Below are 19,016 nucleotides of genomic sequence, written 5' to 3'. Positions count from 1 at the left end.
ACGCCGGAGCGGTCAGCGTTCGCGCATCAGCGAGCCCGCGTCCGACAGGCCGCGCAGCACGAGGCCGAGGGCGCGGGCGAGGTGCTCCCTGTGGTCCTCGAGTGCCTCCGGTGTGATGCCGCCGGCGGTGGCGGCCGCCACGTCGTCGGTCGCGGCCTTCAGCACCGCGCTCATGGCGGCGGCCTGGACGCGGACGGCGATCGAGTCGGCGGGGAGGGCCATGCGGTGGGCGAGGACTTCGGCGAGGGCGTCCTCGTCGCGTTCGCGGAGCATCAGGTACGCGGCGCGCAGGGCGGGTTCGTGGTGGGTGAGGCGGACGACCGCCAAGACCGCGGCCACGTCGTCGTCGGAGCCCGCGTCGAGGACGGGCTGGTAGGCGGTGCGGAGGTGGTCGATCAGGTCGAGCTCGGCCGGCCAGGCGCGCAGCACGGCGCAGAAGGCGTCCACGCTGCGGGTGAGGAGGGGCTCGACGCAGCTCTCCTTGTGCGGGAAGTGGCGCCAGAAGGTGCGTTCGGAGACGCCGGCGGCCTGGGCGATCTGCTCCCCGGAGGTGGCGGCGACGCCCTGCTCGGCGAACAGGCGCACGGCGTGGCGGGAGATCTCCAGGCGCTGGCGGCGGCGTTGCTCGCCGCTCACCGGCGGCCGGCCCCTGCGGGGTGCCCCGTTTTCCGCCACAACGTCCGCCATCGGGTGATTCAAGCACGTCAGAGGCTCGAAAGTTTAATGGCAGCCAGTGCCAATAAACGGTACGGTCGGGGTCATGAGCCTTGCTCCCGAACGCATTCAGCTGCCTTTGCCCAGGCCGAACGTGCTCGAACTCGCCCCGCTCTACTCGCTGCTGCGCAGAGAGGCCCCCATCGCCCCGGTCACCACACCGACCGGCGACCCCGCGTGGCTCGTGACCCGGTTCGAGGAGGTGCGCCTCCTGCTCGGTGACAAGCGCTTCGGCCGTTCCCACCCGCACCCCGAGCAGGCCTCGCGGATCACGACCGCGGCCGTGCTGGACGGGCCGACCGGCGAGTACGAGACCGAGGAGGCCGACCACGCGCGGATGCGGCGCCTGCTCACGCCCGCGTTCTCCGCCAAGCGCATGCGGATGCTGTCCGACCACATGGAACGGTTGATCGAGGGGTACCTCGACCGGCTGGAGGCGGAGCACGAGACCGCCGGGGTCGTCGACCTGCACCGCGGGCTGGCGTTCCCGTTGCCGGTGGCCATGATCTGCCGCCTGCTCGGCGTACCGGAGGCCGACAGCGAGCTGTTCGCGTCGTTGTCCGAGCGCATGGCGGGCACGGCGATCGGCGAGGAGGCGCACCGGGCGCGCGAGGAGTTCTTCCGCTACATGATCGGGCTGATCGAGACCAAGCGACCGGACCTCGGTGAGGACGTGATCTCCGACCTGGTCCGCGCGCAGGGCGCCGACTCGGCGTTCGACTACGAGCAGATGGTGCGGCTGTGCGTCGGGCTGCTGTTCGCGGGCCACGAGACCACGGTCAACCGGATCGGGCTCGGCGTGCTGTTCCTCATGACCAACCGCGAGCACTGGGACGCGCTGGTCGCCGACCCGGACGGGCACGTCGACGCGGTGGTCGAGGAGATCATGCGGCTCGGCGCGCCCGGTGACCTGGGGCTGCTGCGGTACGCGCACGAGGACGTCGACATCGCCGGCGTGACGATCGAGCGCGGTGACGCGCTGATCCTGTCGATCAACGCCGCGAACCGGGACGACGGGGTGTACTCCGACGCGGAGGTGTTCAACCCCGACCGTCCGGAGAGGACGCACCTCGGGTTCGGGCACGGCGCGCACTTCTGCATCGGCGCGTCGCTGGCCAGGACCGAGCTGCGGGTCGTGTTCGCGGCGCTGGCCAAGCGGTTGCCGCGGATGCGGCTGGCCAAGGACGTGTCGGAGCTTGAAATCAGGGCCACGCTCACGGGTGGCGTGTCCGAACTGCCGGTGACGTGGAGGTCGGAATGAGGGTCAGCGTCGACCAGGGCAGGTGCGTCGGGGCCGGGCAGTGCGTGCTCGCCGCCGACGACGTGTTCGACCAGCGCGACGAGGACGGGCTGGTGGACCTGCTGAACCCGAGCCCCGCGGAGGAACGCCGGGCCGACGTGCGGCACGCGGCCGAGGTGTGCCCGGCGTCCGCGATCAGCGTGGAGGACTGAGAACGGGTGCGGCGCGGTGCTCTCGACGCACCGCGCCGCGCCTCACTGCGCCATCAGCGGCTCGGTCAGCGGCGTGCCGTCCGCCCTGCCCACGAAGCAGTGGATGATGCGGCTGGAGTGCCGGTAGCCGTTCTGGGTCTTCACCTTCCACGACTCGGCGGTCGGGACCACCACCCAGTACCGCAGCGTCTTCTCCTTGTCCTGCCCGGTGACCTTGTTCGACAGGAACGTGCGGGTGCAGGCGGTGCCGCCGATCTTCGTCAGCTCCTCCACGCCGGGGTACGCCACGTCCTTCTCCATCTCGGAGTTGGCGAGCACGGTGTCGAGGACCTCGGTCGCGTGCTCCTTGTAACAGCCGCCGCGCTGCTGCGGCTTGATCGGCGCGGCGTCCTTCGCGGGCGTCCAGGCCAGGCAGTCCTTCCTGAACGCCAGCAGGCTGTCGTCCTTGATGTCGCCGTCGATGCCCAGGGTCAGCACCGGTTGCATCGCCGCTGAGCTGGCGGGGCCGTCGCCCGTGTTGCCGGCACCCGTGTTGCCCAGGCCCGTGTTGCCGAACCCCGTGTTGCCGAGCATCGGCTTGAAGACGGTGAAGTACAGCAGGACGAACACTCCGACGATGAACAACGGCGTCAGCGTCGCCGACAGGTACATGCCGACCGAGCGGCGCTTGCGCGGCGGTACGAGGACCTCGACCGGTGGGGCCGCGGTGAACGGTGGTGGCGTGGTGAACGGTGGCGGCGTGGCGACCGGGCCGCTGTGGAACGCGGGAGGCCTGGGCGCTGGCATCGGCCCCGACACCGGTTCGAAGCGTTCCGTCAGGTCCGGCTGCACGAGCGCGCGGGTGATCAGCCGGCGGGCCTGCCCGGTGCCGAGGCGGCGCTGCGGGTCGGGCTCCATCAGGCCGGTGATCAGCTCGCCCAGCGGTCCGCTGACCCGCGGCACCGGACGTTCGCTCATCACCGCGAGGATCGTCGCCGAGGTCGTCGGGCGGTCGAACGCGCCGCGGCCCTCGACCGCGTAGAACAGCGTGGCGCCCAGCGCCCACAGGTCCCACGCCGGTGAGGCCTCCCCGCCCGCCAGGCGTTCCGGTGACATGTAGGCGGGCGAGCCGATCAGCGTCCCGGTGGCGGTGAGCCGCGGGTCGTCGAGCGACTGCGCGATGCCGAAGTCGGTGAGCTTCGCCGTGCCCCTGCCGGGCACCATGACGTTGCCCGGCTTGACGTCGCGGTGCACGATGCCCTGCTCGTGCGCGGCCTCCAGCGCGTCCAGCAGCTGGCCGGCGAGCGTGGCGGCCTCCCTCACGCCGAGCGGGCCGTCGCGGTCGACGCACGCGTCCAGGGTGGGAGCGTTGATCAGCTCCATCACGATGAACGTCTGGTCGTCCTCGGAGATCAGGTCGAAGACGGTCACCACGGCGGGTTCGGACAGCCGGCTCGCGATGCGCGCCTCGCGCAGCACCCGTTCCTGGTAGACGGCCCGCTCGTGGGCGGGCACGGTGCCGGGCAGCAGCAGCTCCTTGACCGCGACCTCCCGGCCCAGGACCGAGTCCTCGCCGAGCCACACGGCACCCATGCCGCCCCGCCCCAGCTCGCGGATCAGCCGGTAGCGCCCGTTGCCCACCTCACGCATGCGGGAAGTCTCGCAAGCCGATCACCCGGTCCGGTGAACGGGGGGCACGATGACGTGCCGCGAACGTCAGCAGCTCCCCCCGGATCGCCGACAGGTCCGGGGCGGACCAGGTCGCGGTACCGGTCACCAGCGAGCGGCTGAGCACGCCCGGCGGGCTCAGCGCCGTGCCCACGAACCAGCTCGGCGCACTCGTCGACCGGGTGGAGCACGGCAACGCCGGCACCGCGAACGGGGCCCGGTCCCGTCAGGTGCGCTGCAACGCCTTCGGGTACAGCCAGCTGCCGGGCGTGTCCTCGGCCGGGTTCGTGTAGTAGTCGCGCACCGCCGCGATGTACTCCGGCACGCTGATCGCCCCGTCACCGTCGGTGTCGAGGTGCGCGAACGCCACCCCGCACTCGTCGTCACCGAGCCCGCGCGCCTTGAGCAGCACGGTGAACTCGTCCACGTCGACCCGCCCGTCACCGTCGGTGTCCGCGAGGGCCAGCAGCTCCTGCACCACCTCCAGGAAGTCCGCCTCGATCGGCCCTCCGGTCACGAACATCTCGATCATCGCCTCCCGGTACTCCTCCGGCGAGACCTGCCCGTCCCGGTCGGCGTCGCAGTGCACGGCCAGCATCTCCCAGAACCGGTCGTGCGCCTCCACCAGCTCCCGCCCGCGCTCCGACCCCGCCGGCTCCCCGAACGCCCGCAACAACCGCTCCGCCAGCGCGTAGACGTCGGCGAGCTCGATGACACCGTTGCCGTTCACGTCGTAGTGGGCGAACGTCGCGTCGATCCTGTGCTGCAACACCTGCTTCATGTCCGGCACTGTGTTCACGCGACCCCCTGGCGCGCAACGCAGGTCGCCCAGCCGGGTGGAGTTGTTCCACCGCTCCGGGTGATTGCGGGTTCAACGGCATGGGAGCGCGCGAGCGTGAACGTGATCTGCACGCCCTCACCTGGCCCTGGCCGGCAGGAACGTGCGGACGTCGAGCGGTGCGAGCCACCGCCGCCAGCGCGGCACGCCGGTGCGCATCCGCTTCCTGGCCTGGCGCACGTCCGCCCAGTACGCGTCCACGGCCGCCTGGTCCGGCTGTCCCGGCCCGAACACGTGGGCGTCGGCCCGCACCGCCAGGCCGCCCAGGTCGAACCCGGCCAGCAGGGTGGCCTCTTGGCGCCGGGTCAGGCCGCGCGGCACCCGTGCCCCGAGGTCGCGGGCGTGGTCCACGAGCTCGTGCCAGCCCGTGGCGAACCGGTTCGCGGTGCTGCCGCGCGTCTGGCGGCGGTGGCGGCGCACGGCCTTGCCCCCGACGACGAGACCGACCGCCGCCGCGATCGGCAGCAGCACGGAGGCGGCGTCGGCCAGCAGGCCGGCGAGCCAGCCCGGCAGCCAGGACCCGCCGGGGTCGCCGATGCCGACGCCGCTCGCGTCGGTGCGGCTCGCGTCGACCAGTGAGCTGGGCATCTTCACCGTGTTCGGCGGCGGCACCACCGCGGCGTCGGTGTTCTCGATCTCCTGCGGCGGCTGGTGGTCCGGCTTCTTCGAGCGGTCCGGCATGAACTCGGTGTTCGGGACGACCGCCCACGTGCCGTCCGCGAGGTGCAGCTCCACCCACGCCTGCACGTTCTCGCCGCGCACCACACCGCCGCTGCCCGGCACCGCGCCCAGCACGACCCGTGCGGGCATGCCGATCTCGTTCGCCACCAACGCGTACGCGGCGGCGTACTGCTCGTCGTTGCCCGCCGGGCGCTTGGCGTTGAAGAACGCCGTGAGCCGGCCCGCGCTGTGCCCCGGCAGGTACTCGGTCTCGCCTGGACCGCCGTCGGTGTAGGCGCCGTTGTCGCGCAGGTACGCGGCGGCCGCCTTCAGCCGTTCGGCGGTCGTCGTCGCGCCACCGGTCCACTTGGCGACCTTGCCGCGCACGAAAGCCAGCTCGGAGGTGCGCACCGACGGCCGTCCGAACGGTTGGGCGTCGTCCGGGATGCCCGCTGTGGTCAGGACCGTGCGCAGCGAGTAGGTGTCCCCCTCGCGCAACCGGTCGGCGACGATGCCGGACGCCGTGGCGAGGTTGTAGCGCAGGTTCTCGGTGTGACCGGCCCTGCGCTCACCGCTGAAGGCGATCTCCCGTGCGCGTCCGGCCGTCGGCAGCCACGCGCTCAGCTCGTCCGCCGTCGCGTAGGCGGCCTCGATCCGGATGGTCACGTCGGACTCGGTTCCGGTCCCGGTGGCCGGGATGCGCACACCGATGCGTTGGAAGTTGTTGCGCTGCACCGGGTCCACCGCACCGGCCGGGTCGTTCGTCGCGCCCCACACCCGGCCGTCGTACCCGTCGAGGGTGGCGATCCGGACGCGTTCGCCCTCCGGCAGCCCCCGCACGGTGAACAGCGTCTGGTCCCAGAGCTGGTTGGCGTCCTTCGTGTGCTTGCGGTAGCCGACCAGCGGGCTCGCGTAGGCGCCGATCTCGAACGGCGGCTCCACGTACTTGCGCAGCACCACCCGGTGGGCGCTGCCGGTGCCGGGCAGCACCGGCGACACCACCAGCGCGAACCCGGCCGCGACGCCGACGAGCGCCACGGCGGTGATCGCGCGCACCCGGCGCATCCCACCGGCACGCACACCGGTGCGGTGCCGGGCCGCGCGCACCGCGCGCCAGCCTGCCGCGACCGCGGCGAACACCGCGCCGAGCACCCCGGCCGCCTCACCGGTGCCGAGCAGGACCACCGCGGCGAGCACGGCGAGCGGCGCGCCGATCGGTGCCCCGCTGAGCGGCACGCGGCGGGCCAGCGTGAAGCCTCCCGACCCGCACAGCAGGCCGAGGATGTACGGGATCACCAGCAGCGGACCTGCGCCGTCGACCGGCGGCAGCGTGGTGAGCAGCTGCTTCCAGCCGTGCACGCCGAGGTCGAGCAGACCGGCGAGGACGTCGGGTGTCGGCAGTCCCCCGTCCTCGCGCAGCGCCACGACACCGCCGAGGAGGAAGAACACCGCGACCGTCATGGCGGCGACGGCGATCATCGGCCGGCGCAGCACCGACGCGACGTGCCCGGCCAGGACGCCGAGCAGGAGGCCGGTGCCGCCGGCGAGCAGGAAGCCCCAGCCGGTGTAGGTGGTGCGGAACCCCAGCAGCGCGACGACGAACAACGCGCACAGGAAGGCGGCGTCGACGAGGTCGTCGCGGCGGGGCACGAGTCCGGTCACTGCAGGGTCCCTCCCGCCAGCAGCACCGGCAGGTCGCCCAGCCGGCGCAGGGTGAGCACGGTGAACGCGGTGCTCGCCGACCGCGCGGTGCGCTGCCGCGGGTCCACCCGCAGCACGACCTTGCGCACCTCGGCCGGGAACGCGGTCGCGACGGCGCGCAGGTCGCCGTAGCCGTGCCGCGCGCCGGTGACGAGCACGAGCAGCGTGGCGTCGGGAGCCGCGGCCGCCGCGCGGGCGGTCGCCTCGGCGAGCGACGGGCCGCCCAGCTCTGCGCGGGCGAACACGTCCAGCACGTGCTGGGCCCGGCCGGAGAGGTGCCCGGAGGCGACCACGCTGGTGTCGATCCCGTCCGCCACCGCGCGCTGCACCACCGACGCACCGGCGGACAGGGCCGTCTCGAACACCGAAGGGTCCGGATAGGACTGTTCGGCGCCGTCGACGACCACCACGACGTGCGCGCGCCGGGAGTCGAGGTACTGCCGCACCAGGAACCGACCGTCCTGAGTGGACGCGGCGAGCTTCGCCGTGGAGCGCCAGTGGATGTGCCGCCGGTCGTCGCCCGGCGCGTACTCGCGCAGCGCGTGGAACGCGAGGTCGCTCATCGAGACGTCGTTGGTGGTGCAGCCCTCCAGGTCGCGCAGCAACCCGGTGCCCAGCGGCGCCAGCGGCACGGTCAGCGGGTGCACGAACAGCTCGACGACCTCGGTCATCGCGACCGTCCGCCGCACCAGGCCGAGCGGGTCGCCCCTGACCGTGGTGGCCGGTCCGACCGCGATCACCCCGCGCCGCAGCCCGGCGACCTCCACCTCGCGGCCGCTGTCGAAGACCTCGACCCGGTCCCGGCCGATCGGCAGCTCCACCTCGGGCGCGAACAGCGTCCTGCGGCCGTGGTGCTCGACCTCGACCGCGCAGCGCGTCGACTCGTCGGGCCGCAGGCGGCGCTTGGCGACGGACACGTCGACCCGCACCGCGCCGCGGCCCAGCGTCAGCCCGCACGCCAGCGCCAGCAGCACCAGCCCGGTGGCGCCGAGCAGCACGAGCTCGTCCCAGCCGAGCACGGCGCCGAGCACCCACCCCACCGCCGACGCGACCGCGAGCAACCGGCCCGCCGGCGAGACCACCTCCAGCAGCCGCACCACCTCAGGCCCCCCGGCGCACGGGCGGCTCGACGTCCGCGAACAGCGAGTCGACCACCTTCTCCACGGTGGCGCCGTCGAACTGCGCCTCCGGGTGCAGCAGGATCCGGTGGCCCAGCACGGGGTGCGCGAGCTGCTGGACGTCGTCCGGCACGACGTGACCGCGCCCCTGGGCGAGCGCCCACGTCTTGGCGCACCGCACGTACGCGAGACACCCGCGCACCGACACGCCGAGCCGCACCGCGGGGTGCGACCGCGACGCCTCGGCGATCCGGCTGACGTACCCGAGCACCGCCGGGTCGACGTGCACCTGGTCGGCCAGCGCGGTCAGCTGCGCCACCGCGCTCGCCGCGATGGCCGGCGGCACGGTCGCCGACCGGTCCCGCGTCGCCGCGTCGGCCAGCAGCGCCACGGTGGCGTTGTGGTCCGGGTAGCCGATGCTGGTCTTCATCAGGAACCGGTCGAGCTGGGCCTCCGGCAGCCGGTAGGTGCCGGCCTGCTCGATCGGGTTCTGCGTGGCGATCACCATGAACGGCGACCCCACCGGGTGCGTCTCGCCGTCGACGGTGATCCGGCCCTCCTCCATCACCTCCAGCAGCGCCGACTGCGTCTTCGGCGAGGCCCGGTTGATCTCGTCGGCGAGCACGATCGAGCCGAAGATCGGCCCGGGGTGGAACCGGAACACACCGCGCTGCTGGTCGTAGATCTGCACACCGGTGACGTCCGACGGCAGCAGGTCCGGCGTGAACTGGATGCGGGCGCTGGTGCCCTGCACCGTGTTCGCCAGCGCCTTCGCCAGCGATGTCTTGCCCGTGCCGGGGTAGTCCTCCAGCAGCAGGTGGCCGTCGGAGAGCAACGCGGTGAGCGCCAGGCGGATCACGTGCTCCTTGCCGGAAATGGCCCGCGAGATGTTCAGCACCATTTGCTCGAAGGTCTGCGCGAACAGCCGAGCCTGTTCAGGGGTCACGGTCATGGTATTTCCTTCACTGTTCACCAACGGAATGATCCCTGGACGCCACCACAGGTCACGTAGACCTGTTCGCCCGGATATCCGTAGTAGTTCCTCGTCTGCCGGCGCTCGTTGGGGCCGAAGTTCTCGTTCACGAATCCGACCGGGCCGTGGTCGCTGTTGAACGTGCACGTCACGCTGCTGCTGAAATTCGCGGTCTGCACGACGACGTACGCACACGCCGAAGAAGTGCAGACACCTGATCCGTTGCACCCGCCCGCACCGCAGGCGGCTCCCTTCGACACCGTCACGGTGGGTGGCGGCGGAGGCGGTGGGGTGGCCTGCTGCCGGGACTGGCTCAGCGTCGCCCGGCCCGCGTCGGACACCGTCGCCGTCACGGTCACGTTCTGCGAGTAGCCGACGTCCTGGCTGCCCGACCAGCTCCACCCGCCGACACCGGTGGTGAAGGTCTGGTCGAAGCCGCGGCTCGTCGTCACGCGCACGGTCGCGGGCTTGCCGTTCGGGTTCACCGAGACGGAGAAGTTGATGACCGTGTTGTTGTTCGAGGTGTTGAGCGCGAGGTCGCGCATCGGCCCGTAGGTGGTCACGCCCGCGGTGGCCGCGCTGTTGCACGGGTTGCCCGCGTACGCACCGCCACCACTGCCGTTGCACGCCTGGAGGCTGATCGTGACCGGCTGCCCGTTCGGCAGTCCGTTGATCGTCTGCGTCGCGCCGGCCTGCCCGCCGACCGGGTAGGTCCAGGTGCCGCACGAGCCGCCGGACCAGGTGCAGCTCACGGTGTTCGACCTGCCGTGCGAGGCGCCGACGTCGAACCGCAGCGCAGCCTGCCCGTCCACGCCGGTGGGTGCCGCGGTGAACCCGGTGATCGGGTCCGGGGTCGCGGTCGCCTCCATCTGCGCGGGCGCGCTGGCCGGCGAGGTGTGCCCGGCCGGTTCGGCCTCGGCGGCGGCGTTCGCGGCGACGACGGTGTAGCTGTAGATCGTGCCGTCGTTCTGCAGGCCGTCGTCCAGGCACGTGGTGGCGGTGACCTTCGAGCACACCGTCTTGGTGCCGCCGCCGGTGCGGGTCAGCGCGTAGGTCGTGGGGCCGGGGCCGTTCGCACCGACCGCGCCCCACGACACGGTGACCGCGCGGGTCTGGGCGTTCGCGGCGTTCGTCGCGGTGAACGCCGGCGCCGCCGGGGCGTCCGGGGCACCGGCCGACTGGCCCTCGACGGTGACCGCGGGGCCGGGGCCCTGCGAGTTGACCGCGATCACCGTGAACACGGTCTGCGCGTCGTTGTCGAGGCCGGTGGCCGTCACGCTCGTCGCACCGCCGGGTGCCGTCGTGCGGCCACCGCCGGACCAGCTGATCTCGTGCCGCAGCACGGGCGTGCCCTCGTTGGCGGCCGCGGCCCAGCTCAGCTTCAGCGTGCCGTCCCGCGGCTCGGACGTGCTGAGCCCGGTGACGGCGCCGGGCACCGTGTTCGGCTGGGCCGGCGCGGACGAGCCGCTCGGCTTGCCCCACCCGACGAGGTTGTGCGCCCGGACGGTGAACGTGTACTCCGTGCCGTTGGACAGCCCGGTGATCGTGCACGGCGACGCCGGGCACACCTGCTTGCCGCGGCCGTGGTCGACCTCGTAGGAGTCGATCGGCGCGCCGTTGCCCGAGGGCGTGCTCCAGGACAGTTCGACGACCTTGCTCAGCACCGTGCGACTGGTCACCGGGGTGCCGGGGGCGTCGGGCACGCCGAGCACGTTCAGCCTGATCCGGCCGGTGACCCTGCGGTCCTCCCGGCCGGTGTCGGCCACGTCGGTCACGACGACGTTGAACTCCATGGCGCCGTGCGCGTCGCCGTTCGGGGTGATGCGCACGGTCGAGCCCTCGTTGCTCACGTTCGCCCCGGCACCGTTGACCTGGGTGACCGCGACGACGGAGATCTTCGGGTCGCGCAGCTGCGAGCGCACGTAGGAGACGAGGTCGACGGTCGCCGTGTCGCCCGCCTTCACGCCGTTCACCGTCACCGGTGCGATGGCGGGCGGCAGTGCGGCGGCGACCTCCACCACGAGCTTGCCCTTCGGCCCGTCGCCCGCGCCGACCTCGATCGTGCCGGTCGAGCCCGGCTTCGCGCCGCCGGCCGCGGTGACGGTCAGCGTGCGTTCGCCGGAACCCTCCAGCGACACGCCGTCCGGCTGTTCGAGCCAGCTCGCCCGGTACCGGACGTCCCCGAGCCTCGACCGGTCGGCGACCCACACGTGGCACACGGACGTGACGTCGACCTTCACCGGAAGGCCTCCCTCGACGACCGCGAGCGCCGAGGACGGGCACCGCAGCACCGGCGTGTCGGGGCCGACCTGCACCGGCACCGTGATCAGGGCGAACTTGCCCTCGGGGTCGGTGAGCGAGCTGCCGTCGGTGACCTGGAACGTGACCGCGGCCGGTCCGGTGTAGCCGTCGCGCGCGGTGAGGACGAGCCCGGTGTCGCCCTCGTTGCGCACCGCCAGCCCGGTCGAGGGCGCGGCGGTGACCCGGTCGACCGTCGTGAGCTTGGGCTGCTTGCCCGACGGGACCTCGACGTAGTCCTCGACCTGCACGGTCACGGAACCGTCCGCGGGCACGGAGATCAGCTTGTCCGGGATGGCGCGCGGGGCGCCGGTGCCCTTCGACGGCACGTGCACCAGCCCCGCCGCCGTGGCTCCGGAAGCGTCCCTGACCTCGTAGACGAGGGTGCGCGGGTGGTCGCCGACCGGCACGGTCGCCTTGAGCCCGGAGACCTCGGCCCGCTCGTGGAAGACCTTGGTGACCTCCAGCTCGCCGGCCGGCCCGTCGGGGTCGGCGACCGCGCCGGCGAGGTCCACCTCGACCGTGCTGTCGCCCTTGCTCACCAGTGGGAACAGCTCGCCGGCGACCGGCGGGACCTGGAAGCCCTCCCGGCTGCGGACGGTGAGCGTGGCGACCGAGGGCTGGCCGAGTCCGTTGGTGACGGCGTAGGCGATCACCAGCGGCTTGCCGGTGAGGTCCGGCGCGGTCAGCTCGATGCGGCCGTCGGTGGCCTTCACGTCACCGGGCAGCGACGGGTTGCGCGCCTCCAGCGGTTCGACGGTCACCGTGTCGCCGGGTGCCCGCACGTCGTTGGCGAGCACGTCGACGGCCAGGCGCGCACCGGGTGCGGCGGTCACGACGTCGTCCACCGCGACCGGTGGCTGCGGGTCTCCCGGCGGCACCACGGCGACGCGGACCAGCGACTCGCCGGTGCGGCCGTAGGAGTCGGTGACGACGAACCCGAACGTGTCGGTCCCGTTCGAGGTCGGGAACGCCTCGTAGGTCAGCGAGGTGCCGGCGATCCCGACGACGCGGCCGATCGCCGGTGCGGACGCGATGCCGGTGACCGCGACCGAGTCGCCGTCGGGGTCAGCGCCGCTCGACGGCACGGTGACCGTCACCCGGTCGCCGGCGACGACCCGCACCTCGACGGGTTCCGGTGCCGGCGGCTGGTTCGGGTTGGCGGGCGTCGGCGCCGGGTTCACGGTCACGTGCGCGTGGCCGACGGCCTGGTCGCCGTCCGGGTTCTGCACCACGTAGGAGACGTCGGCGACGAACGGGGTGTCGAGCCGGTCCGGTGCCACGTAGCGGACCACGTCGCCTGCGACGTAAGCGGTGCCCGCGTCCTGGCGGCCGTCCCGCGTGGTGACGGTCAGGCGCCCGGTGCCCGGCGCGCCCTGCACGTTGGACTGCAGCGTCAGCGGGGCACCGGCCGGTGAGATGTCGTTGTCCAGCACCGGGATCGTCGCCGAGTCACCGGCGCGGGCCGCCGCCCGGTCGTCCTTGGGCACCGGGGTGTCGTCCGCGGGCGGCGGCAGCTGGGTGACGGTGACCTCGCCGGTCACCGGGCCGATCACGCCGTCGGTCACGGTGTAGCGCACGACCTGCGGGTTGCGGTCGAGGGTGGGCGCGGTCGCGTTGATCCGCAGCCAGCGGCCCTTGACGACGGCGACCTCGAGCTGACCGGAGGTGCTCTCGGCGTGCTGCACGCCCAGCAGCGACCCCGCCGGGCTGAAGTCGTTGGCCAGCACGTCGGCGACGACGGGTTCCTGACCGCGCACCACCGCGTTGTCCGGCATGGCGACCGGCGGCAGCGGGGAGGCGGGTGCGGCGGCGACGTCGATGCGGATGGCGCCCTTGGCGAACGGCGCGTTGCCGAACGCCGCGGTGTAGTCCAGCGGGAAGGTGCCCGGCTTCGTCGCGGTCAGCGTGACCAGGCCGGTCTTCGTGTCGGTGGTGACCGTCGCGCCCGCGATCGGTGCCACGTCGGCGGCGAGCCGCAGTTCGGCGGCGGGGTCGACCGGGTCGGCGCCGGGCAGGTCGTTCTCCAGCGGGCGCACCAGGACCGGTGTGCCGACCTGGCCCCGTGCGACGTCCGGGCGCGCGACCGGGGGCAGGGCGGCCGGTGCGGCGGCGTCGAGCACCCGCACGCGTTCCGCTCCCGCGACGGCGTTCGCGATGCCGTCGGTGACCCGGTAGTCGACCGCCTGCTGACCGGCCTGGACCGGTGCCGCGTACTCGACGAACCCGGTGTTGGTCGTGGTCGCGACACCCGCCTTGGCCGCGGCCTCGGTCAGCACGACCGGGTCGCCGTCGAAGTCGCGCCAGTCCGCGAGCACCGGCAGCGTCAACCGGCCACCGGAGGCGACCGACCACTCGTGCGGCACAGCGCCCTTGCGCACGGCGGGCGCCTCGTTCTGCGTCGCGGTGCGCACCTGCACGGTGACGGCGGCCGTGGCGTTGAGGCCCTTGCCGTCGTCGACGGTGTACTTGAAGTGCGCGTCCTGGGCCTGCTCCGGCAGCGTCACCTCGACGGTCTGCCCGTCCGGGGCGATCGCGAGCGCCACGTCCTTGCGGTCGAGGTCGCTCACGGCCGTGACGGACAGGATGTTGCCCGCGGGGTCGGAGTCGTTGTCGAGCACGTGCAGCACCGTGGTGCGGCCGGGCCGTGCGCCGAGGGTGTCGTCGGAGGCCTTCGGCGGCTTGTCCTTGGCGGACTCGGTGGTGTTCTCGTTCTTGTCCTTGTCGCTGGGGTTCTGCTGGGGCGGCGGCTTCACCGACTGCCAGTCGTCGACCTTGCGCTGGGTGCTCAGGTCCCACACCGCGCCGGTCGCGACGTCGTTCAGCACGATCGCCTTGCGGTTCACCCGGAACACCGGCTGCACCAGCGCCTTCGCGTCCCGGATGTTGCCCGGTGCGGCCTTCTGGCCGCCGCAGGAGCGGAAGTAGCCGCCGGACGCGCCGGCCCACGCGGCGTGCACGCAGTCGCCGAGCCGCACCGGTTCGGCCGGGGCACCGTCCACGCCCTCGTGCAGCACCACCGCGCCGTCGCCGTCCAGGTCGAACGCCTTCAGCTCGGTCCGGCCGGCCACGACGACCGCGGCCGCCTCCGGCCCGGCGTGCTGCAGCACGGACTCGCGCCCGGCCCGCGCGGTGCGGCCGCCGGGCAGGAAGAGGGTGCCGGACTCCGCGTCGAGCACGACGGCGTCGTTGCCGACGGCGGTGATCGCCGGTGCCTTGAGGGCGGTGGGGAGCTTGCCGTACTCGGGTTCGCCGAAACCGGTCCCGGCCGGGGTCACCCGCACCGTGCGGCCGTTGGCGGACACGGCGTGCACCGCACCGTCCAGCCCGACCGCCAGCGCGGCGGTGTCGGCGGCGTCCAGGCCGGCGAGCGGCGGGGTCTCCTGGCTCACCTGGTCGAGCGCGCTCACGCCGGCGGCGACGTCGACTCGGGTCGCCCAGACCTTGCCCGCGGCGGGGTCGAGCACGGCGAGCGTGCCCCCCGCGAGCGCCACCTGGCCGCCGCTGGGCAACGCCAGCCCGTGGTCACCCAGCGTCACCGAGCGGGCGACGTCGACCGGGTACAGCTTGCCGCCTGCCCGGTCCCGCGCGACCACCGCGGAGGCGTCCTGGACGACGTCGAGCTGATAGCTCTGCCGTGCCCCGCCGGGCGGGTTGAACGCGGCGTCGAGCGCTCCGACCGGTTTGTTGAGCCGGCCGAACAAACCGTCGCGGTCACTGGTGACCCAGACACCGCCGTCGTCGAGGTCGACCTGGCGGACCGGATTTCCGGTGGACGTGAACGCGTAGGCGACGAGTGAGGCGGCCGCGAGAACGAGCACCGTTCCGGACGCGAGCGTGGTCCGGTGCTTTCGGAAGAATCCCACTGTTCCCCTCGTTTGCGGTCGCGGCGCTCCCCGGCGGTTCCGTCAACCGCCTGTCGGGCCGATCCCTGAATCCGTTGCAGCTTTCACCCGAATGCGGGCGGAGGATTATCCGCAGCTCTCCTGCGACCAGTCGGCGGTCGCGTTGCTGCCGTCCGCGCGCACGACTTTCACCTGGAGGCACACGGGGTTCGCGCCCTCGACGACCACCTTCGGCGCCTTCTCCACACCGGTGCGGGCACCGTCGGACGTGCGCCAGGAGAACGTGTCCGTGGCCTGCTGGGCCGAGTAGCTCCACTCGAACCGGACTGTTCCCGCGTCCACGCGCATCGCGGTGATCACCGGACGGCCCGGCGGGGCGCTGCCCGCCCCCGCGTTCTGGTCGGGGACGTCGTCGACGACGGTGGCCGGCGCCGGTCCGGTCGCGGGTTCCTCCCCGCCGGACAACAGGAACACGCCCACACCGATGATCGCGACCGCCGCGGCGGCACCGGCGGCGTACAGCGGCCAGCGCACCCGTTCCACGTGCTCCGCCGGTGTCGGCCGCGGTGCGGAGGCGGGCTCGCGGACGATCGTCGCCGGCTGCGGGTTTCCCTGCCGCACCAGGGTGTGCGGGGCGCGGGGCGCCGTCGGCGGCACCCGTTGCCGGGTCGGCGGCGCGGTGCGCGGAGCAGGCGGCGCGAACGACGGGACGCCGGCCGTGCGCACCGGGTGCCGCTCCGGCACGGTGCCGGGCATCAGCACCAGTTCGGTCCGGCCGAACCGGTACGTCACCTGGATCCGCTGCAGCTCGGCGGCGAAGTCGAGCAGGGAACCCGGCCGTGCCGCCGGGTCCTGGTCCATGGCGCGCAACAACAACCGCCGGAGCTCGTCGGGTGCGGCCAGCTGGTCCGGCCGCCACCCGCTCACGATCCGGTGCTGGACCGCCTCGACCGAGTGGTCGGTGCCGAGCGGCATGAACGGCGACCGTCCCACGAGGAGGTGCCACAGCGTCGCGGCGAACGAGAACACCTCGGTGCGCACGCCGTACCTCGCCACGGCGTCCACGCCGAACAGCTCGGGCGCCGACCACGGCGGCGACAGCGCCACCTGCGTCTCCCGGCCGCGGTCCGCGAGCCGGCCCGCGATGCCGAAGTCGGTCAGGCACGCGTCGCCGGACTCGTTCATGAGCACGTTGGCCGGCTTGATGTCGCGGTGCAGCATCCCGCGCCCGTGCGCCGTCTCCAGCGCGCCCGCGATCTGCACCCCGATGTCGAGGACCTGCTTGACCGACAACGGCATCCGGCTCGCCATCTTCGCCAGGTCGCCACCGGGGCAGTACTCCATCACCAGGTACGGGCGCCCGTCCACCGCGGTGCCGGTGCCGTACACCGTGACGACGTTGCGGTGCTTGCGCAGCTTCGCCATCGACTCGCCCTCGGCGAGGAACCGCTCGCGCACCTCGTCGGACAGGCCGGCCGTCTGCGGCACCTTGACCGCGACGTCGTCCTTGAGCTTGCCGTCGTAGTAGCGGTGCACCGTCGCGAAGCCGCCCGCACCGATGTCACCGCGGTACTCGAAGTCCGGGATCGCCGGTGGTCCCAGCGTCATCCGCCCACCTCGAACGTGAAGAAGACCTGCTCGCTCAGCGACACCCTGGTCCCGGGGGTGAGGAACTGCTCGATGTGCGGGGCCAGCTGCTCCGGCGGGCAGCCGGGGCGGGAGATCGTGGTGCCGTTGGTGGAACCGAGGTCGCGCACCAGCACGTCCCAGCCCTCCAGCCGCACCTCGACGTGGGTCCGCGAGATCTCCGCGTCGGTCTCGCTGCCGACCTGCACGAGGTTCGCGTGCCTGCGGTCACCACCGGGGTCGCGGCCCACCACCACGTCCCGGTCGAGCGCGATCGTGTCGCCGGTGGACATCCGCAGCAGGCCCAGCACGGGCCTGTCCAGCACGATGGCGACCTGGTCGGGCAGCAGGACCTCGCACACCCGGCAGTGCACCGCGTAGTCCGAGCTGAGGTGTCCCGACGGGCACCGCCGCGCCCGCACCCGGTGGTTCCCCGCGTGCAGCATCCGGGTGTCGCCGGGGGACGTGGCGTTCGTGCGCAGCACCGTGTGCGTCACCGGCTCGGCGGGTGGCGCCGCGGCGACCCGGGGCGCCCAGTCGAACGACTGGATCACGCCACCGGTCCGGGCGAGCGCGGGCACCGGCGGTGGTGCGACGTGGTCGCGGACGACGGGCAGGTCGACCGGTTCTTCCTGGCGCACAACGGTGTGCTCGACGGCCTCGGTCGGCGGGGCCGGTTGCGGCGGCAGGGCTGCGGCGGCATCGGACAGCGTCACGACGAGCTCACCCGCGAGGACCACGCCCCCGCGCAACGGCAGCGCGGTGCCTCCCGGACCGGCGGTGACCCGCAGCAGGGCCACGTCGTCCAGGCCGCGGTCCACCCACGTCGCGACACCGGCCGCGGTGATCTCCTCGACGGCACCGGACCCGGTGACGGCCTGCAGCTGGACCTCGCCGCGCACCACGGCGCGCTGTTCGGTCGCGGTCACGCGGACGAGCGCGAACCCGCTCACCGCGCGGAACCCCTCGTGCACGATCGCGGCGAGCACCTCGTCCAGCGGCTCGTCCGCGCGCACCAGCTCCCAGCAGCGGCGGACCAGGTCGGAGCCGGGTGCCACGGACAGCAGGAGCCACGTCCGCTCCCCCACCACGGCGGTCCACGTGCCCGGCACGTACTCGGCAGCGGTCATCGCGGACCCCGCGGTGCCGTGTCGCAGCTGGACGCGACCGCCTCGGTGTAGTCGACCACCAGCGCGGTGACGTTGTCGCGGGCCCCGGCGGCGACGGCGCGGTCGACGAGGTCCGCCGCGGCACCGGCCGCGTCGGCGTGCAGCCGCAGCACCTCGTCCAGCTCGTCGTCCGCGAGCTCGCCGGTCAGCCCGTCCGTGCAGATCAGGAACCGCTCGCCGGCCCGCGGCGGGAACACCCACAGGTCCGGGTCACCGGCGCCGGTGCTGCCGAGCACCCTGGTGACGACGTGCCGACGGGGGTAGGTCCTGACCTCGTCCGCGGTCAGCACCCCGGCCGCCACGAGCTCCTGCGCCTCCGAGTGGTCGACGGTGAGCTGCGTCAGCCCCGCGCCGTCGAGGCGGTAGACCCGCGAGTCGCCGACGTTGAACACGACCCAGTGCGGCCGCCCGGAGAACGCGACCAGCGCGAGCCCCGCGACCGTCGTCATCCCGCCGTGCTCGGCCTCCACCAGCGACCGGCCGGCGGCGGCCAGCGTCGCCCGCACGTCCTCCACCCCCGGCAGCTCCAGCCCGTCGAGCTCCCGCAGCCGCGCGACCACGAGCCCGCTCGCGACCTCGCCGGCCGCGTGCCCGCCGACCCCGTCGGCCACGGCGAACACCTGCCTGCCCGCGACGGCGTCGTCCTCGTTGACCGTCCGCACCACGCCGGGGTGCGTGGTCAGCCCCGTCCGGATCACCGTGCTCCCACCACGTCCGGGAACAGCTCGCCGACGCGGGCGCACGCCTCGCCGGGACTGACCGGGGTGCTCCTGCCGGGGTCGTCCCCGGAGTCCGAGGGGTACCAGTCCCCTGCGGCGTCGTGGCCGCGCCAGGGCGAACCGAGGAGCACGACCGCGAGCTCGGAGCGGACGTCGTCCACCCGGTCGGCGCACGCGAGCAGCGTCGTCGCCAACTGGTCGAGCCGGTCCGGATCGGACCCGATCACCGCGCACACCCGCATTTCCTCCGCCCACC

The 19,016-nt window shown here is 73.3% G+C and carries 14 protein-coding genes; 2 read left to right on the top strand and 12 right to left on the bottom strand.

What is annotated here, in order from left to right:
• Positions 1 to 12 precede the first annotated feature (12 nt).
• On the bottom strand, positions 13 to 687 hold the full coding sequence (locus tag ACZ7CH_RS05515) for a TetR/AcrR family transcriptional regulator (protein ID WP_470373237.1): 675 nt from the start codon (positions 685 to 687) through the stop codon (positions 13 to 15).
• A gap of 73 nt (positions 688 to 760) precedes the next feature.
• On the opposite strand from ACZ7CH_RS05515, the gene ACZ7CH_RS05510 reads away from it, so the two are divergent.
• Both ACZ7CH_RS05510 and ACZ7CH_RS05505 read left to right on the top strand, forming a co-directional pair.
• Positions 761 to 1,975, top strand: coding sequence for a cytochrome P450 (locus ACZ7CH_RS05510; protein ID WP_360401630.1), 1,215 nt, complete (start codon positions 761 to 763; stop codon positions 1,973 to 1,975).
• On the top strand, positions 1,972 to 2,166 hold the full coding sequence (locus ACZ7CH_RS05505; RefSeq protein ID WP_360401627.1) for a ferredoxin: 195 nt from the start codon (positions 1,972 to 1,974) through the stop codon (positions 2,164 to 2,166). Before ACZ7CH_RS05510 ends, ACZ7CH_RS05505 begins: the two co-directional genes overlap by 4 nt.
• Before the next feature lie 42 nt (positions 2,167 to 2,208).
• Here ACZ7CH_RS05505 and ACZ7CH_RS05500 read toward each other — a convergent pair whose 3' ends face one another.
• The 11 genes from ACZ7CH_RS05500 to ACZ7CH_RS05450 all read right to left on the bottom strand — a co-directional run bounded on the left by ACZ7CH_RS05500 (position 2,209) and on the right by ACZ7CH_RS05450 (position 18,987).
• Positions 2,209 to 3,795, bottom strand: a complete 1,587-nt coding sequence (locus ACZ7CH_RS05500) for a protein kinase domain-containing protein (protein WP_470373236.1) — start codon at positions 3,793 to 3,795, stop codon at positions 2,209 to 2,211.
• On the bottom strand, positions 3,788 to 3,967 hold the full coding sequence (locus ACZ7CH_RS05495) for a hypothetical protein (protein ID WP_470373235.1): 180 nt from the start codon (positions 3,965 to 3,967) through the stop codon (positions 3,788 to 3,790). The genes ACZ7CH_RS05500 and ACZ7CH_RS05495 overlap by 8 nt, the downstream gene beginning before the upstream one ends.
• Before the next feature lie 72 nt (positions 3,968 to 4,039).
• Entirely contained in the window at positions 4,040 to 4,594 is a 555-nt protein-coding gene (locus tag ACZ7CH_RS05490; protein ID WP_360401621.1) for an EF-hand domain-containing protein, read from the bottom strand.
• 135 nt (positions 4,595 to 4,729) lie between these two features.
• Positions 4,730 to 6,973, bottom strand: a complete 2,244-nt coding sequence (locus tag ACZ7CH_RS05485; protein WP_470373234.1) for a transglutaminase domain-containing protein — start codon at positions 6,971 to 6,973, stop codon at positions 4,730 to 4,732.
• Positions 6,970 to 8,112 carry a DUF58 domain-containing protein gene (locus ACZ7CH_RS05480; RefSeq protein ID WP_470373233.1) on the bottom strand — a complete coding sequence of 381 codons (1,143 nt, stop codon included), beginning with the start codon at positions 8,110 to 8,112 and terminating at the stop codon, positions 6,970 to 6,972. The genes ACZ7CH_RS05485 and ACZ7CH_RS05480 overlap by 4 nt, the downstream gene beginning before the upstream one ends.
• 1 nt (position 8,113) lies before the next feature.
• Positions 8,114 to 9,082 carry an AAA family ATPase gene (locus tag ACZ7CH_RS05475; protein WP_360401612.1) on the bottom strand — a complete coding sequence of 323 codons (969 nt, stop codon included), beginning with the start codon at positions 9,080 to 9,082 and terminating at the stop codon, positions 8,114 to 8,116.
• Between the two features lie 17 nt (positions 9,083 to 9,099).
• Positions 9,100 to 15,267 (bottom strand): Ig-like domain-containing protein, encoded by a 6,168-nt coding sequence (locus tag ACZ7CH_RS05470; RefSeq protein WP_470373232.1) that lies wholly within the window; start codon positions 15,265 to 15,267, stop codon positions 9,100 to 9,102.
• Between the two features lie 105 nt (positions 15,268 to 15,372).
• Positions 15,373 to 16,854 (bottom strand): protein kinase domain-containing protein, encoded by a 1,482-nt coding sequence (locus tag ACZ7CH_RS05465; protein ID WP_470373231.1) that lies wholly within the window; start codon positions 16,852 to 16,854, stop codon positions 15,373 to 15,375.
• On the bottom strand, positions 16,851 to 18,002 hold the full coding sequence (locus tag ACZ7CH_RS05460; RefSeq protein WP_470373230.1) for an FHA domain-containing protein: 1,152 nt from the start codon (positions 18,000 to 18,002) through the stop codon (positions 16,851 to 16,853). Before ACZ7CH_RS05460 ends, ACZ7CH_RS05465 begins: the two co-directional genes overlap by 4 nt.
• Positions 17,999 to 18,739, bottom strand: coding sequence for a PP2C family protein-serine/threonine phosphatase (locus ACZ7CH_RS05455; RefSeq protein ID WP_470373229.1), 741 nt, complete (start codon positions 18,737 to 18,739; stop codon positions 17,999 to 18,001). The genes ACZ7CH_RS05460 and ACZ7CH_RS05455 overlap by 4 nt, the downstream gene beginning before the upstream one ends.
• Positions 18,736 to 18,987, bottom strand: a complete 252-nt coding sequence (locus ACZ7CH_RS05450) for a hypothetical protein (RefSeq protein WP_470373228.1) — start codon at positions 18,985 to 18,987, stop codon at positions 18,736 to 18,738. The genes ACZ7CH_RS05455 and ACZ7CH_RS05450 overlap by 4 nt, the downstream gene beginning before the upstream one ends.
• Positions 18,988 to 19,016 lie beyond the last annotated feature (29 nt).

This window comes from Lentzea sp. NPDC037011 (assembly GCF_055607425.1).
The sequence above is the reverse complement of the archived record's forward strand: the minus strand, read 5'-3'. Positions and strand labels throughout refer to the sequence as shown.